The sequence below is a fragment of the Maribacter spongiicola genome, assembly GCF_052119685.1.
GTDB classification, from domain to species: Bacteria; Bacteroidota; Bacteroidia; order Flavobacteriales; family Flavobacteriaceae; genus Maribacter; species Maribacter spongiicola_A.
This window is the reverse complement of record NZ_JBGQOO010000001.1, coordinates 871,812-887,499: the sequence shown is the minus strand read 5'-3', so window position 1 is coordinate 887,499 and position 15,688 is coordinate 871,812. Positions and strand designations below refer to the sequence as shown.

The following is a 15,688-nucleotide window of genomic DNA, read 5'->3' as shown; positions in this document are numbered from 1 at the left end:
ATCTTATTTTGCGATATAAGCCCATGCGTTTTTTCCAGAAGCTAGCTGAATCTGAATTCTTTCGTATGCTTCACCCTCGTAACTATCTGCTTTTTCTAATTCTTGATGAGATAGCGTATATACTTGTCCTTTAATAACATCTTCTTTAACGCCCGTATGTTGTAGGGTCGGGTAAAGGTCGGCTACCTTCTCATCAGATATAATATATAATGGCAATTCATCTTCAAACCCATTTAATGGTCTAGAGAAAATACCTAATTGTACATCTCTTTCTTGCAGGGTGCCATAAGTAAATAAATAGTGCGTAGCCGCAGCCCTTTGTACAAAGTACTCATCTACTATTTCTAATTCTGTTTTAAAAGAAACCAATTGCCCGGCAAATTTACGCTGAACACTTTCTATTAATGCAGGAGCGTTTTCTTCGTAATATCGTTCTAAGGTAGCTTTGTCTTGTATGGTATATTGTACCGAATAAGTGAAGCCGCCCATCTCTTCTTCAACTAATACTTTTGAGAATTTTGCGCTTAAGAATTTGCCTGTTGAAAGTACTTGTGGAATATGAATTTCTTTCATCCATTGTACCCAAGTATCATGAGCAGTTTCTTCTACATTAGTGGTAACGTTATATATATACATGCGTTAGTTCAAGTTCAAATTGATATGCAAAGTTAGTTTAACTAGCGCTTAAAACGAATTAGATGAAGCCTGATTTTAATTTATGGAATCTCCCCTTAAAATTCTAAAGTTCTTTCGTGCTTCAGGAAAGTAGTAGCTATCTTGATAATTGTAGATAATTTTCTCGTACTGTTCTTTGGCTTTGATGGGGTCGTTCAATATTTTTCTATATAGTTCGCCCAAGGCATAATAAGCATCATCGGCAAGAATGCCATTACCATAGAATGTGATGATTTTTTGATAGTTTAGTTCGGCATCTTCATATTTCTTCTGTTTTTCGAACAACTGCGCTTGCTTCAATAGTGCCTCATCTTCAATTTTTTCTCCCTTATGATTTTCTAAAATATCGCCCAATGCAATAATTGCTTCATCGGTCTTGTTCTGGTAGGCTAAAAAATCGGCTCTGGCATATTTTTTAAGTGCGGTTTGTGTAGAATCTTCGAGTGAATTATCAGATATCAATAAGCTTAATTGCATGGCATCATTTGCAATAAGCTGAGACGTAGAACTACGCAATACCTTTAGTTGTGTCAATGCCCAATCGAAATCTCCCTTATAAAAACTTGTTTGTGCCACTTTATAACGGGCATCTTGCCCAAGTACATCGTTTTTTAGTTTTTGCTGAATCTGTGAGAAGTAGATAAGAGCTTCATTAAATTTTTTATCATAGACCAAAATATCGCCCAAGGCTAATTTCAAATATGCGGTACCTCTATCGCTTAAAGGAAGATCAAGACTATTTTTAAGTAACTTCTCTGCAGGTGCCGGATCATTCTTTTTAAAGGTTAGAAAATTCGCATAGGCAACTTGAAGTTGCAACGATTGTGTTTTATAACCGTACTCATCTATTAGCGCATCATATTTTTTTTGAATTGCTTCTAGTTGATTTGTAGTTGGGTTCAATAATTCAATATCAATGAGGTATAATTCTGAGTCTAATTTTGTAATGTTATTACTAGTGTTTTCAATGATGTAGCTGAAAATATCTTTTGCAACCTCATGTTCTTCATTCTCTAAAGCATCTTTTCCTAGATTTTCTAAACGCGTTGTAGAACTACCTTGCATGCGTTTATAAATAGCTTTTTCTTGTCTAAGTGCACTCCCATATTGTTTTTGCTGTACGAACAGCCAGCTTAAAAGCTCGTTCCAAAGAACATCAGGATTTTTTTGTGCCCGCTCTAACAATACTTTTTTTAACAGGATGTTGTTTTTATCTTCCGCATCTTCAGAAACAAAATCATCGATGCTTCGTAAAATATTAGATTTAGATGTTTTACCATCGATAACGAGGTTTAGGTACGAGTTGTACATCGCCTCAACATTTCCCTGTTCACCGTAAATTCTTGCCATTTGAAAGTTGAAGTCTAAAGCGGGGTTTAGATCCATTGATTGTTGAAAAGCTTTAATGGCAAAATCTAAAAGGCTATATTTTTGAAATTGAAGACCTAACGCATAACCGTAATTCGGATTTTTTGAAATGATATCTAATGCCTTATCATAATTAATCTGTGCCATATCTTCTTTTTCTTGACGGGCATAGTTATAACCTAAATCTATTAGGAGTGTAGGGTAGGGGTTGCGGTCTTTTAAGCGTTCGTTCAAAAAATCTTCAGCTTCCACATATCGTTCTAGTTGTTGATAGCAGGCGACTAAATTTTGAACATATTCCGTTCTTCTCGGGTTTTTTTCTACTAATTTTTCATAGAAAACAACTGCTTTTTCAAAATCACCATCAGCAAAATATTGCTTTGCCAAGAAATCATCTTGGGCAAAGCTGAATGTTGACAGAGCTGTATATGTTATAATGAAAAAGATAAAGCGCATAACCAAAGATACATAGAATGCGGTAAGTTATTGTTAAGGAGTTGGTGACAAGCGCTTGAAATTATGCATTAAGTAACCTGTAATTGTTTATGAGAACCATCGCAGTTCGGCATTCTTTTAGATAAACCACAAACACAATCGTTTAAACCCTTACCGTTGAAGATTCTTTTGGTATTCTTTTCGATTCTTGCTACCTGCGTAGCACTTTGTTTCGCCTGATTAAAATGAAGCAAATATCCTTTTTGGCGACCGGGAGTTAGATTTGTGAATGCAATTTTAAACTCCGGATTATCCATAAATATTTGTTTTAATTCAAAAGGAACGGCAAAATCGGATACCTTTTTCATCGGAATTTGTTTCCCCGATTTTTCATGAGCTATTGCTTCTTGAATATATTCTTTAATCACCACCGATAGCTCATTAATTTCTTCAATATTCTGAAATCTAATTTGCCTGCCAGCCTGTACATTTTTGGTTTGCTGAATTAATATGTTTTTGTGGTCTTTTAATAAAGCTCCTTTGTAAAAAAGTACCGCACAATATTCCTTAAAGCCGTATATTAAGACAATATTTTTACCATTGTTGGTGTAGCAAGGGTGTTTCCATTTAAAATCTTCTACAACATCACATTCTAATATTAGCTCACGAAGGCGAATAAGTTCTACTTGCCACTGTAAAACTTCGGTTAAAAAAGTATCCACTTTTTTATTCATAAGAGTGCGTTGTTTTTAAGTGTTTCTAATGTGAAACTACTTTAAGCCCAATGATCGAACCTATTAATGTTGTAATAAAAAGAATGCGTAAAAAAGTCGCTGGTTCTTTGAATACAAATATCCCCACTAGTACGGTACCCACTGCGCCAATACCTGTCCAGACTGCATAAGCGGTGCCGATTGGTAATGTTTGTGTTGCTTTCACCAAAAGTATCATGCTTATGGAAAGTGCGACTAAAAAACCAACATACCATAAGTACATTTCGTTGCCTGTAGTTTCTTTTGCTTTGCCTAAACAAAAGGCGAAAGCTACTTCAAATAGACCGGCGATTATTAATAGTACCCAATTCATAATCTTTTGAATTTGTTTAAAGTAACGTTTGCTGTTTTAATATAAATAAATTTTTAAAAACAGAAATGCCACATAAATTATTTTATATGGCATTTCTGTTTTTGATTTTTAATGCTTTGATGTATTTTTTGATTATTAATCAATCATATCAAAGCCACAATAAGGTACTAATACATCTGGAATTTTAATTCCGTCTGCAGTTTGGTAATTTTCTAAAATTCCGGCTAATACACGTGGTAATGCCAAAGAACTTCCGTTCAAAGTATGTGCCAGTTGGTTTTTGCCATTTTCATCTTTAAAGCGCAATTTTAATCTGTTGGCTTGGTAGGTTTCAAAGTTCGAAACAGAGCTAATTTCTAGCCATCTATCTTGAGCAGTTGAGAATACTTCAAAGTCAAAGGTAAGCGCTGAGGTAAATCCTAAATCACCACCACACAGTCTTAGAATACGGTATGGTAATTTTAATTCTCTTAAAATATTCTTTACATGTTCAACCATGCCATCTAAGGCGTCATATGATTTTGTTGGATGCTCTACGCGTACAATTTCAACTTTATCGAATTGGTGTAATCGGTTTAGACCACGTACATGTGCACCATAACTACCTGCTTCTCTTCTAAAACACGGAGTATACCCCGTATATGTAATAGGAAAATCACTTTCATTTACAATAACATCTCTAAAAATGTTGGTTACCGGAACTTCTGCAGTTGGTATTAAATACAGGTCGTCTGCAGTTACATGATACATTTGTCCTTCTTTGTCTGGTAATTGACCTGTGCCATACCCTGAGAGTTCGTTTACCAAATGCGGAACTTGAATTTCAGTATAGCCAGCTTCAGTATTTTTATCTAAGAAATAAGCAATTAAAGCACGTTGTAAGCGAGCACCTTTTCCTTTATAAACGGGAAAACCAGCACCAGCTATTTTAACGCCTAATTCAAAATCTATGATGTCATATTTCTTTGCGAGCTCCCAATGTGGTTGTGCGTTATCATATAATTTTGGCACTTCACCTTCTCTAAATATTTCTTCGTTATCTTCTTCAGAAGAGCCTTTTTTTACAGAACTGTGAGGTGCGTTTGGTAATTGATATAAAAGTGTTTGCAGCTCTTCTTCGGCATTGGCAAGGTCATCGCCTAATTGTTTTGATTCTTCTTTTAGTTTTCCTGTTTGTTCTTTTAGCAGATTGGCTTCTTGTGCCTTTCCAGTTTTGTACAATTCACCAATTTCTTTAGAAAGCTTGTTCGATTCGGCCAAAACGTTGTCCAAACTGGTTTGGGCAGCACGTCTATTTTCATCTAATTGAAGCACTTTTTCAACTAAAGGTTGTGCGTCAATATTTCTTTTTCCAAGGGCAAGGATAATTTCTTCCTTATTATCTCTTATGGTCTGTATTTGTAACATTATTGAATTGTATTTGGCTGTAAATTTACGTTAATCTTATTGTTTACAAACGGTACTTATAAATACTAAATTGTAATTAACTAATTTTTAATTTTATTGTTAATAGGTAGAATCCAAGTATGGTGTTTTGTTTGGTACCACGGTTCTGCAGCTAAATCTATTTCGGGGTCAATAAACGGAGTGTAATTTTTTCTATTAATGCTGATTAAAGAATTCTCTAAATAGATTTCAACTTCCAAATTTTTTTCTTCAAAATCTTTCTTTAGGTACTGTGCGAACTGCCAAGCAAAATCTGGATAAGCGAAAATTTTACGCTCTTGACTTGCGGTGACGTAATCTTTCGGATTTATATAGGTCACTTCTTCCGTCTTTTTATCGACTACTTTAAAGGTACCCTTACCTTGTCTGCTTCGTAACATCATTCTCCAGCTCATTCGGTGACCTTCTTCCGTCCAAAGTACATCTCCGTCAATAGCGTAATGCCGAATGGGGAGTAGTAATTGTATTATAAAGTATACAAAAAAGCCTAATAGAAATATGTTTTTGTATGTTGGAATAATAAATTTTGAAGCGGTATACGGTCTCTTAGATTTAAAAAATATGCTGCGAATGGTTTCTGGTTCAAAAAAGAAAACACTGAAAGCGATCGATAAATAAGGGAAAATTCCGATTTGAAAAATAATGGAATTGAACAAATGAAAAAATAATGACAGAAAGAAGGCGATTTTTCTTGTTGGTTTCCAAAGTAGTGCTGGTACTATTAATAGGTCGAATAGAATTCCTACGTAGCCGATAATTACATGTACCCATGGTTGTTGTAATATATCGCCAATTAACCAATAGTCTTTTTTTGAATTCATTAATGTAGCAATGGTGCTAAAATCAAGCCAATCGCCATACATTTTGGCTATAGAAGCGTATATATAAACAATGAATAATTGCAATACTATTATCCATTTTACATAGGCATACATTGAATTGATTTCTAATTCTGAATTCATTTTGACATCGTACGACCGACTTCTTTCCGCAGGAAAAAAGCACATTAATAATGATATTAATATAAGCAGGTAGTAATGGTTGTTATAGGCTGTTTTTTGCATCAAATACGTTGCTGTCCACAGCACCGTAAATGAAATGATACTTGCTCTGTATTTGAAACCTATAGCTATAAATAGGCCCAGCAAGCCCATGATGCAGAAGTAAAAGTACATGCCATAACCTGGTAATGGCTGTATAAACTCAAAATCTATGAAAGGAAAAGTGTATTGTGGTGTAATGAGATTGCGCTTTACCCACCCTGTAGCGATAGCACCAAAACATTCTAGGGCAATTAGAATACCAAAAAAAATACGGAAGATGATTAATGGGCTATTATCTATGCGATGAAATAACAACCTATTGAGCATAATTACTTTTTAATATAATGTAGCGATTTTTCCTTATCCTTGGCTAATTGATTCTTTAAAGCCTCTACAGATTCAAATTTATGCTCATCTCTTAAGCGAACCAAAATATTAACTTGAATTTTTTGATCATATAAATCGATATTAAAATCGAAAAAATTAATCTCTATCGATTTCTCGGTACCATTAACGGTTGGGTTAAAGCCGATATTCATCATTCCGTATACAACCACTCCATTTAAAATACTGTTTACAACGTAAGCACCATTTTTAGGTATCAGTTTATAATCTTCGGCTATAGATAGGTTAGCTGTTGGGTAGCCCAATTGTTTGCCGATTCCCCTTCCCTTAATAATCGTTCCTGTAAGCATGTATTCATAGCCCAAGTAACTATTAGCGGTTTCAATATCGCCGTCTTCTAATGCTTTTCTAATTTTTGTAGAACTCACAGATACATCGTCAATTTCTTGAGCGGGAATTTCTTCAACCGAAAAATCATAGGTATTTCCGAATGTCGTTAAATCATTGATATTCGCATTTCTATTTCGACCGAACCTATGGTCATATCCAATAATTACCTTTTTTATATGTAGGGTATTTACAAGCATATCACGTACAAATTCAACTGCCGTAAGACGAGAGAATTCTTTGGTGAAAGGATGAATGATGAGTATGTCAAGACCAAGATTTTCTAAAATAGTAATCTTTTCATCTATCGTATTCAACAGTTTTATATTAGCATCTTTCTGTAAAACCATTCTCGGATGCGGAAAAAAGGTAAGCACAGAAGATTTTAATTCTGTACTCTTGGCATGATTTATGATTTTGTTAAGTATTTTAAGGTGACCTATATGTACACCGTCAAAGGTACCTATGGTAATGACCGTAGGATATTCTTCTTTGTATTTAGAAATGTTGCGGACTGTAATCACCTATGATAGAAAATAAAAAGACTTATATTTGATTTTGAGTTAAAAGCCTCTTAATGATTGCAAAATTACGCCTAGTTTTCTCAATTACCATAGTATTTCTTTCCTTTTCCGGTCTGGCTCAAACTAGTTATTGGAAAAATACTGAATTAAATGCTACCGCGAAACAGTTTTCAAAACAGCGTTTATTGGTGAATAAAGGCATGGCTTTCACACTAAACCAAGAAGCATTTCTCTCTTCACTTGCCGGTAATACAGTTGCAAATATTATCTATTTTCCCAATGAAGACGGTTCTTTAATTCCTTTTTCGGTAGAAGATGCTCATCTTTTTTCTGAAGGACTTGCTGCAAAATATCCCTCAATTAAATCATATAAAGGTATTGCGCTTCACGACCCAACAATGCAAATTCGTTTTAGCGTTTCACCAAAAGGTATTCAAAGTACTATGAGTACTTCGGGCGATAATGGAGCTGTCTTTATGCAAAAATCAGCTGACAATACTTATATATTGTATCGTAGAACTGAACAAGATGAGCGAGATATCGATTTTGTTTGTAAAACGATACCTGAGGTTAAAGAATATTCACAAAATCTAACCGCTAAATTGGTCGATGATCAAACCCTTAGAAAATTTAGGGTAGCCGTTTCTGCTTCTGGTGAATATACTGAGTTTCATGGTGGCACTAAGGCAGATGCACTTGCTGCTATAAATGCTACTTTAACTAGAATTAATGCCGTATTTGAACGCGATTTAGCAATAACTCTAGAGTTAATAGCAAATACAGACCTTGTAATTTATACAGATCCAGAAACTGACCCTTATACAGGGAGTTTAAGCTCTCAGGTGCAAAATACATTGACCAGTTTAATTGGTGAAGCAAATTATGATATTGGGCATTTGTTCAATCAACAAGATAATACGCTAGATGGTAACTCAGGCTTTATCGGTGCTGTTTGTACCGATAGTAGAAAGGGTAGTGGCTATACAACTTTATCATCGCCAGTGGGTGATGCTTTTGATATTGATTTGGTCGCTCATGAAATGGGGCACCAGTTCGGGGCCAATCATTCTTTTTCTCATATTTCTGAAGGTACCACGGTACAGGTCGAGCCAGCTAGTGGTACTACCATAATGGGGTATGCGGGTATAACAGGTGTCAATAATGTTGCTTCTAATAGTGATGATTACTTTCATTATGTGAGTATACTTCAAATACGAGATTATCTAGAAACGGTTTCTTGTGGTGTAACAGAAGTACTTGCCAATAGTCCACCAACGATTACACCATTAATAAACTATAGTATACCAAAAGGTACTCCCTTTGTACTTACGGGCGAAGCTACAGATGCTGACGCAGTAAATGTACTGAGTTATACTTGGGAACAGATTGATAACGGCATTGTTACCCAGGCTACATTTGGACCTGATAACCCCGCTGGAGCAAACTTTAGGTCATTGCCCCCTAAATTGACACCAGAAAGATATTTTCCTAGTTTGAATAGAATTTTAATAGGAGAACTCACTCAGACAGTACCTACTTCTGGTTCTGCTTGGGAAACACTTTCTAATGTAGGTCGTGAGATGAACTTTTCATTGACCGTACGAGACAATGCGCTAAATGGAGGGCAATCAGATTCTGATGAGATGATTGTTTCGGTTATTAATGAAGCCGGACCTTTTTTAATAAGTTCTCAAACAATAGAAGAATCTTTTGAAGCTGGTTCTGTGCAAACTATTACTTGGGATGTTGCAAATACCAATATAGCACCTATTAATACAACTACAGTTTCTATATTTCTATCGACAGATCGGGGAGTTACATTTCCCATTCCATTGGTAGAAAACACGTTGAATGATGGCAGCCAGAATATTATTATTCCGAATATTGCTACCAGTACTGGTCGAATAATGATACAGGCAGATAACAATATTTACTTTGCAGTAAATGATGTCAATTTTTCTATTACACCTTCAGAAATTGTATTGAATTTTGATGAGGTAGTTTTTGATGTTTGTAAGCCCGATGATCTAAGTATTCCTTTTACCTATGAAACTGACTTGGGTTTTGATGAAGAAAGTACTTTTAGTATTGTAAATATGCCAACGGGTTTGACAGCAACATTTACTCCTATTTCGGCAGATACTACAGATACTCTGGTAACTATTGATTTTGTGGGCATAGCAACACTAGATGTTGGTGTGTATCCGATAACAGTGCAGGCAACTGCGGCAACTGTAACCAAAGAAATTACACTACAATTAAGAGTATACGATGATAGTTTTGAAGATGTTATTTTAGTGTCGCCGGTTGATGGTTTTGAAAACGCATCAACAGATGTGCTACTCGAATGGGGAACTGCAGTTGGTAATACGCAGTATGAAATTGAGATTTCTGATGATAGCGCTTTTGCAAACATTATAGAGTCGACTACCGTAAACGGTAGTTCATATTCGCCAACACTTTTAGATAATAACGGATTATATTTTTGGCGTGTAAAGCCAAAAAATGACTGCGGTGAAGGTAATTTTGGAACTCCTTTCAGTTTTTCTACAGTACAGTTTAATTGTGCGACTAAAACTGCAACAGGTTTGCCAATAACAATATCTAGCAGTGGTACACCGGTAATTACATCTAAAATTGTTTTTTTCGAAGACTTGCCGGTAGCAGATGTAAATGTGCAATTGAATATTGAACACACCTTTTTGGCAGACCTAGTGGTAACGCTAACATCACCAACTGGTACTACAGTTACTTTGGTGTCAAATTCTTGTGGCGACTCAAGAAACATAATTGCAACTTTTGATGATGATAGTCCGGCTTTTTCCTGTTCTGTAGAGCCAGGTATTAGCGGTTCGGTTAGACCTCTAGGGAGTTTGAGTTCGTTTAATGGGGAGTCTATTCTAGGGGAATGGACATTAGAGGTTAAAGATAATGCACCATCTGATGGTGGTAGTTTAAAATCTTTTGCTCTTGAGCTTTGTGTTGAAGGTGGTTTTAGGCCTGACACTGATAATGACGGAGTGTTCGATGATGGTGATGATCTTTGTTTAGGCACACCTGCTGGTCAAGAAGTCGATGCTTCTGGTTGTGCCGTATATCGTTTTCCGCCAGAGAATTTTATTATTAGTTTAAAGAGTGAAACTTGTCGAGAGAATAATGACGGGTCGTTATCTATAGTGCCTAAATTGGCATTAGATTATCTAGTATCTGTTTCTGGTAATGGGGTCAACCTAAGTCAGAATTTCTCTAATGCATTTAACTTGGCGAATTTAGGTTCAGGAACGTATACCTTATGTATTACAGGTACAGATGGTACCATTACTTATCAAGAGTATTGCGTTGAGGTGCAGATTACAGAACCTTTGCCATTAAGCGTTACTTCTAAAATAGCTTTAGACGGTTCTCAGGTTACGCTTGAAATGAACGGGTCTACATTTTATACCATAGAATTGAACGGTGTAGCGTTGCAGACAGATAAGTCAACCATATCTATAAATTTAGAAAAAGGATTAAATACTTTAAAGGTGTATACCGATATACCTTGCCAAGGCGTTTATGAAGAACAGGTCGGCTTTTACGTTCAACCAGTGGTATATCCAAATCCGGTGCAAGATGTGGTGAGGGTATATTTAGGTGCAGAACGAGAAGAGGTTGCTGTAAGTGTTTTCAGTGCTGATGGTAGAAATATTTTAAGAATAACGACCTTTCCAGTAGAGGGGGGCATCTCATTAGATTTAAGCTCTCTTGCTACAGGTATTTATTATTTAAAGTATGAGGGTCGAACAATAAAAGGAACTTCTAAAGTTGTTAAAGAATGATGCGCTTTTTAGTACTTATTGCATGTTTGTTTGCGGTTAACAGCTGTAAAAAGAAAAGTGCCGCAAATCCACCAGAAGCTGTGCAATTGGCTTTTCCAGAAGAAAACTCTGAATGCACGACTGGGGTAAGTTTAGGTGAGGATATTAGTCAAGTAGAGTTTCGATGGGGTTTGGCAGATAATACCGAAACTTATGAGTTGCGTGTTACTAATATTAGCACTGGTACCGTTCAAACTATTGTATCTGCATCAAGTTCTGCAAAATTACCATTGGCAAAAGGAACACAGTTTTCATGGTTTGTGCGTTCTAGAAATAGTGAGGTAGAGCAAACGGTATCTAGCGAAGAGTGGTATTTTTATAATTCGGGATCTAGAACAACTTTTGCTCCTTTTCCTGCAACAATTGAAAGTCCTGCATCATCAGACAACGTTTTTAAAGATATTAATAACGAGGTTGAGCTATCGTGGTCAGCATCTGATTTAGATGATGATATCGATAGGTATGAGGTTTATTTTTCTGTCGAAACACCGCCTGTCGATTTAATTAGAGAACTATCATCTACAGTAACGAATGTAAAGGTTTCGGTGACTTCAGATACGGTTTATTACTGGAGGGTCGTTGTTATCGATGAAGAAGGTAACAAGTCAGATACTGGTGTTTACAATTTCAAGGTACTTTAAGAATTGTTGAATTGATTCATGGTTCTGGCAATACCAGCTAGTACAAACGAGTTAATTATTTCGGTCGATTTTTTTAATCGTTCGGGTAGCAACGTTTTTTCCTCATCGTTCCACTGGCCCAATACATATTCTACCTGTTTACCTTGCCCAAAATCTGCACCAACTCCAAAACGATATCTGTTATATAAAATGGTTTGTAGAAAAAGCTCTATATCTTTTAAGCCATTATGCCCGCCATTGCTTCCTTTTGTTTTAATACGAATAGTGCCAAAAGGTAAATTAATATCGTCGGTTATGACGAGAATATTACTTTGTGGTATATTCTCTTTATCCATCCAATACTTCAGTGCTTTTCCACTTCGGTTCATATAGGTAGAAGGTTTTAAGCAAATTACCGTTCTTCCTTTTACTTTGTAAGAACCTATATCGCCAAGCTTAACGGTTTCGAATGTAAAGTCATTTACTTTGGCTACCTCGTCTAATACTTTGAAGCCAATATTATGGCGTGTTTCTGCATATTCATCACCTATATTACCTAGGCCAACGATTAAAAATTTCTTCATGGGGTCTTTCTCTTCAATAATTATGTTCTGTTTTGTAAAAAGTGATTTAAAAAAACCGAACATTTGTAATTGGATTTATGGTGTAAAAATACAAAAGCATCCTGATACAAGTACCAGGATGCTCTATTGTAAAATTTGAATTGTAAAGACTATTCTTCAGTAGCTTCTTCAGAACCACCTTCAGCTCCTTCTTCTCCTTCTTCATCTTCATCATCAATAACAACAGCTGTACGAGCAGTTTTAACCTGAACAACAACCTGACTTTCTGGATGTAAAATTGTGAAATCATCACTTAGTAATGACCCTACAGAAATAAGTTGACCGATTTTCAATTTTGAAATATCGATATCAAAGAAATCTGGTAATTTAGAAGGTAATGCTTTGATAGAAAGTTTACGTTTTCTAAATAGTAAACGACCACCATTACGAACACCTGGAGAATTTCCTTCTAATCTAACAGGAATATCCATAGTTACCATTTTATCATCGAACAATTGATAGAAATCAATGTGAATGATTTTGTCGGTTACCGGGTGAAACTGAATATCTTGCATAACTGCTTTAAGAGAGGCTCCACCATCTAATTCAATTGCAACTGTGTGTGCATTTGCAGTGTAAACCAAGTCTCTGAACGCAAGTTCATCTGCTGAAAAGTGTAATGGTTTATCCCCTCCGTATACTACGCAAGGAACCTTTCCAGCATTACGTAGGGCCTTCGTTGCCTTTTTGCCCACGCTTTCTCTTTCTGATCCTTTAATTGTAATTGACTTCATTATATGTATTAAAAATTAATATTCTTATTTTGGCTTCTAACTTACATTAAGAACTTAGAAGAAATAGAGTTATTGTTGTGTACTTTATCCATTACATCTGCAAATAGATTGGCACAACTTAATACTCTTACTTTATCACTCTTGATTTCTATAGGAATAGAATCGGTTATAATCAACTCTGTTAATTTCGATTTCTCGATTTTCTCGTATGCATCACCCGATAAAAGGCCATGTGTAGTAATTGCCCTAACACTTAGTGCACCACGTTCCATCATTAAATCGGCAGCTTTTGTTAATGTACCGGCAGTATCTACCATATCATCAACTAGTACAACATTTTTACCTTGTACATCACCGATAAGCTCCATATGAGATATGATGTTCGCTTTTGCTCTTTGCTTATAACATACAACAACGTCGCAGTCTAATGCTTTTGAATAGGCATAAGCTCTTTTTGAACCGCCCATATCTGGCGATGCTATGGTAAGGTCTTTTAGACCTAAGTTTTTTAAGTATGGTAAAAATAAAGTAGATGCAAAAAGATGATCAACAGGTTTTTCAAAAAATCCTTGAATTTGATCGGCATGCAGATCCATCGTTATTATTCTAGTTGCACCTGCTGTTTCAAGCATTTTAGCAACTAGCTTTGCTGCTATTGGCACTCTAGGTTTGTCTTTTCTATCTTGTCTTGCCCAACCGAAATAAGGCATTACCGCTGTTATATGACGCGCCGATGCTCTTTTTGCAGCATCGATCATCAATAACATTTCCATCAAGTTCTCAGGACCAGGGTGCGTAGAACCGATAATAAATATTCGTGTTCCACGAATAGATTCTTCGAACGATGGCTGAAATTCCCCATCACTATAACGTGAAAAAGATATCTTGCCCAGTTCCATACCATATGCTTTAGCGATTTTCTCGCCTAAGATTTTACTTTGGGTGCAAGCAAATATTTTCGGTTGTGGAACTTGGTATGGCATGTCTTTCTTATTGTTTTCCAAACAGTTGCTTCTATAAAATATTGAAACCCTTGTTTTTAAGGAGGTGCAAATTTAAAAATTAAATTTGGTTGCTAACGTATAAATCTTGATATTTTTGGTGATAGAAAGAAAATAATTATTTAGTTTTGCAGTCTTGTTTTCACAGGATGTCGTTTTTAAATGACAAATTTGCTCGAGTGGCGGAACTGGTAGACGCGCTGGATTCAAAATCCAGTTCTTCGGAGTGCGGGTTCGATTCCCGCCTCGAGTACTTAAAAAACCTAATAATCTTATAAATAGATTGTTAGGTTTTTTTGTTTCCGTGTATCCTGTCTTTTTTCAAACATCTTCTTATTTAAACGAATTACATACTTCCATCTTTAATTGCCATTGAGCCCATTGGAGCAAATATTGATTTTACTCAACATTATGGTGTGGAGCGATTATTTTTTCATGATTACGTAAGGCTTTTTAAAATTGCGGGTTTTAGTTTATAGTACGAATCTAAGGTGTCAGGTAAAATTCATGAAGATTATTTTGGAATTTTCGGCGAAATAAATACATGAATGTTATTTGTTGAAACAACATGAAAATTGGCGTTTAAACCTTAATTATAGCTCTTACAACTAAAACGAGTTGCAATAAAAAATGATAAAACTATATTCGCAAATATTTCTTTTATCAAGAGATTAGTTCAAAATAATAGATAGCAATTCCCAACTATAATTAGAAATTTACCGATGACCACAAAAATGATTGACTTTCTAAGAAAGTACGAAATATGGATTTTTTTAGCTCTCGCACCTTTACTTAATTTTGTAATCACTTACTTGAAAAGTAAAGGACTAATAGATTTCTTTCCATATACCAATGGTCGCTTTTATGCACTGATGTTCTTATTGCTTATTATTGTAAAAATCACAAAAGGTACTGAGGGAATAAAGAATTTATTTAGACCTATGCTAATTTGGAAAGTGCATCCAAAATGGTATCTATTTGGGCTACTATTCGCATTTTCAATTGGTTTACTAACCTTATCAATTGTAGCTTTCTATAATGGGGATATGTCTATTCTCGATTTTGAGATTTATATACCTACCTTAAAATTCACATTATTCTTATTGTCTTGGGCATTTTTAGGTGAAGTTGTCTGGATTGGATATGCCGTTCGTGAGCTATCAAAAATCATTAAACCTTTCTATGCCAGTCTAATTATTGGTTTCGTATGGTCGTTATGGTGGCTACCTTCCGTTCTTATTAATGTCGGAGTAATAGAAGATTTACCAGTATGGCCATTATTTTTAAATATGATGGGAGCTGCTGGTATGTGTGCTATTGTATACTCAAAAACCAAAAGTGGAATATGTGTATTGGTAATACAATCGATGTTAAATATGTCTCTTGTTTTGTTGCCGATTTCACCAGATGCGGGTGACAATACCTATACTACATTTGCGGTTCTTTATTTTCTGATCATGTTGATTTTCATGTATTTTATGCCGCCAAAAATAAATGAGGCAAGTACAGAACTAAAGAGTGTGTAATAATTATCACGTATATTG

General features: G+C 35.5%; 13 protein-coding genes and 1 tRNA gene. 4 read left to right on the top strand and 10 right to left on the bottom strand.

The features are described from left to right. Positions 1-3: 3 nt before the first annotated feature. From ACEN2N_RS03665 to ACEN2N_RS03635, 7 genes are all read right to left on the bottom strand, one after another. A complete protein-coding gene (locus ACEN2N_RS03665; RefSeq protein WP_441823044.1) occupies positions 4-636 on the bottom strand; it encodes a DUF4286 family protein in 633 nt (210 codons plus the stop codon). A gap of 75 nt (positions 637-711) precedes the next feature. Then, positions 712-2,499 (bottom strand): tetratricopeptide repeat protein, encoded by a 1,788-nt coding sequence (locus ACEN2N_RS03660; RefSeq protein ID WP_441823043.1) that lies wholly within the window; start codon positions 2,497-2,499, stop codon positions 712-714. Positions 2,500-2,567: 68 nt separating this feature from the next. Then, positions 2,568-3,212 (bottom strand): DUF1801 domain-containing protein, encoded by a 645-nt coding sequence (locus ACEN2N_RS03655; protein ID WP_441823042.1) that lies wholly within the window; start codon positions 3,210-3,212, stop codon positions 2,568-2,570. 25 nt (positions 3,213-3,237) lie between these two features. After that, entirely contained in the window at positions 3,238-3,564 is a 327-nt protein-coding gene (locus ACEN2N_RS03650) for a DMT family transporter (RefSeq protein ID WP_441823041.1), read from the bottom strand. 135 nt (positions 3,565-3,699) lie between these two features. Beyond that, positions 3,700-4,971 carry a serine--tRNA ligase gene (gene serS / locus ACEN2N_RS03645; protein ID WP_441823040.1) on the bottom strand — a complete coding sequence of 424 codons (1,272 nt, stop codon included), beginning with the start codon at positions 4,969-4,971 and terminating at the stop codon, positions 3,700-3,702. Between the two features lie 80 nt (positions 4,972-5,051). Continuing rightward, positions 5,052-6,380 (bottom strand): HTTM domain-containing protein, encoded by a 1,329-nt coding sequence (locus ACEN2N_RS03640; RefSeq protein WP_441823039.1) that lies wholly within the window; start codon positions 6,378-6,380, stop codon positions 5,052-5,054. A gap of 2 nt (positions 6,381-6,382) precedes the next feature. Continuing rightward, positions 6,383-7,309, bottom strand: coding sequence for a bifunctional riboflavin kinase/FAD synthetase (locus ACEN2N_RS03635; protein WP_441823038.1), 927 nt, complete (start codon positions 7,307-7,309; stop codon positions 6,383-6,385). 53 nt (positions 7,310-7,362) lie between these two features. On the opposite strand from ACEN2N_RS03635, the gene ACEN2N_RS03630 reads away from it, so the two are divergent. Both ACEN2N_RS03630 and ACEN2N_RS03625 read left to right on the top strand, forming a co-directional pair. Beyond that, a complete protein-coding gene (locus ACEN2N_RS03630) occupies positions 7,363-11,127 on the top strand; it encodes a zinc-dependent metalloprotease (RefSeq protein ID WP_441823037.1) in 3,765 nt (1,254 codons plus the stop codon). After that, a complete protein-coding gene (locus ACEN2N_RS03625) occupies positions 11,124-11,807 on the top strand; it encodes a hypothetical protein (protein WP_441823036.1) in 684 nt (227 codons plus the stop codon). Before ACEN2N_RS03630 ends, ACEN2N_RS03625 begins: the two co-directional genes overlap by 4 nt. Here the strand turns inward: ACEN2N_RS03625 and pth are convergent. The 3 genes from pth to ACEN2N_RS03610 form a co-directional block, all read right to left on the bottom strand. Next, positions 11,804-12,433, bottom strand: coding sequence for an aminoacyl-tRNA hydrolase (gene pth, locus ACEN2N_RS03620; RefSeq protein WP_441823035.1), 630 nt, complete (start codon positions 12,431-12,433; stop codon positions 11,804-11,806). The two genes, ACEN2N_RS03625 and pth, sit on opposite strands and share 4 nt — an antisense overlap. A gap of 86 nt (positions 12,434-12,519) precedes the next feature. Continuing rightward, positions 12,520-13,143 (bottom strand): 50S ribosomal protein L25/general stress protein Ctc, encoded by a 624-nt coding sequence (locus tag ACEN2N_RS03615; RefSeq protein WP_441823034.1) that lies wholly within the window; start codon positions 13,141-13,143, stop codon positions 12,520-12,522. A 41-nt stretch (positions 13,144-13,184) separates the two neighbouring features. Beyond that, positions 13,185-14,126 carry a ribose-phosphate pyrophosphokinase gene (locus ACEN2N_RS03610; RefSeq protein ID WP_441823033.1) on the bottom strand — a complete coding sequence of 314 codons (942 nt, stop codon included), beginning with the start codon at positions 14,124-14,126 and terminating at the stop codon, positions 13,185-13,187. Between the two features lie 191 nt (positions 14,127-14,317). Between ACEN2N_RS03610 and ACEN2N_RS03605 the strand changes: the two genes are divergently transcribed. Then, a tRNA-Leu gene (locus ACEN2N_RS03605) sits at positions 14,318-14,397 on the top strand. Positions 14,398-14,866: 469 nt separating this feature from the next. Then, positions 14,867-15,670 carry a CPBP family glutamic-type intramembrane protease gene (locus ACEN2N_RS03600; RefSeq protein ID WP_441823032.1) on the top strand — a complete coding sequence of 268 codons (804 nt, stop codon included), beginning with the start codon at positions 14,867-14,869 and terminating at the stop codon, positions 15,668-15,670. The last annotated feature ends 18 nt before the right edge of the window (positions 15,671-15,688 follow it).

What these genes read in the sequence shown, in the direction of transcription:
- ACEN2N_RS03660 (WP_441823043.1), bottom strand. Translation starts at nt 2,499, where the DNA reads ATGCGCTTTATCTTTTTCATTATAACATATACAGCTCTGTCAACATTC.
- ACEN2N_RS03610 (WP_441823033.1), bottom strand. Translation starts at nt 14,126, where the DNA reads ATGCCATACCAAGTTCCACAACCGAAAATATTTGCTTGCACCCAAAGT.
- ACEN2N_RS03630 (WP_441823037.1), top strand. Translation starts at nt 7,363, where the DNA reads ATGATTGCAAAATTACGCCTAGTTTTCTCAATTACCATAGTATTTCTT.
- ACEN2N_RS03650 (WP_441823041.1), bottom strand. Translation starts at nt 3,564, where the DNA reads ATGAATTGGGTACTATTAATAATCGCCGGTCTATTTGAAGTAGCTTTC.
- ACEN2N_RS03655 (WP_441823042.1), bottom strand. Translation starts at nt 3,212, where the DNA reads ATGAATAAAAAAGTGGATACTTTTTTAACCGAAGTTTTACAGTGGCAA.
- ACEN2N_RS03615 (WP_441823034.1), bottom strand. Translation starts at nt 13,143, where the DNA reads ATGAAGTCAATTACAATTAAAGGATCAGAAAGAGAAAGCGTGGGCAAA.
- ACEN2N_RS03600 (WP_441823032.1), top strand. Translation starts at nt 14,867, where the DNA reads ATGACCACAAAAATGATTGACTTTCTAAGAAAGTACGAAATATGGATT.
- ACEN2N_RS03640 (WP_441823039.1), bottom strand. Translation starts at nt 6,380, where the DNA reads ATGCTCAATAGGTTGTTATTTCATCGCATAGATAATAGCCCATTAATC.
- serS (WP_441823040.1), bottom strand. Translation starts at nt 4,971, where the DNA reads ATGTTACAAATACAGACCATAAGAGATAATAAGGAAGAAATTATCCTT.
- ACEN2N_RS03665 (WP_441823044.1), bottom strand. Translation starts at nt 636, where the DNA reads ATGTATATATATAACGTTACCACTAATGTAGAAGAAACTGCTCATGAT.
- ACEN2N_RS03625 (WP_441823036.1), top strand. Translation starts at nt 11,124, where the DNA reads ATGATGCGCTTTTTAGTACTTATTGCATGTTTGTTTGCGGTTAACAGC.
- pth (WP_441823035.1), bottom strand. Translation starts at nt 12,433, where the DNA reads ATGTTCGGTTTTTTTAAATCACTTTTTACAAAACAGAACATAATTATT.